The sequence below is a fragment of the Paenibacillus periandrae genome (assembly GCF_022458865.1).
GTDB classification, from domain to species: domain Bacteria; phylum Bacillota; class Bacilli; order Paenibacillales; family NBRC-103111; genus Paenibacillus_S; species Paenibacillus_S periandrae.
Map to the genome: position 1 here is coordinate 1 of NZ_JAJNMU010000233.1, position 252 is coordinate 252.

The following is a 252-nucleotide window of genomic DNA, read 5'->3' on the forward strand; positions in this document are numbered from 1 at the left end:
CGGTTTTGGGCCATCCAGTACCTGACGCAGAACTTGTTAGAAACTCAGCGTCAGGACTGGATGAAGAACGACAAGCACCTGACGCTTGGAGATGTGGTCTATCGCATTCGGCAAGAATATTTCGGACCACGCCTGTTGATTAACCATTTAGTGGAAAACCAACCTATGTCCCAAATGGCTTGGAAAGTATCCACTGAATGTGAACCTTCCATTCATCAGGAAGGTTATCGAGTCCAAGCAACCGTGTAAAAC

Annotated in this window: 1 protein-coding gene; it reads left to right on the plus strand. The window is 46.8% G+C overall.

All coding sequences use genetic code 11. The features are described 5' to 3' along the window. Positions 1-249 (plus strand): hypothetical protein (locus LRL21_RS45360; protein ID WP_240422266.1); only part of this gene is annotated, 249 nt, incomplete at its 5' end. Positions 250-252: the final 3 nt, after the last annotated feature.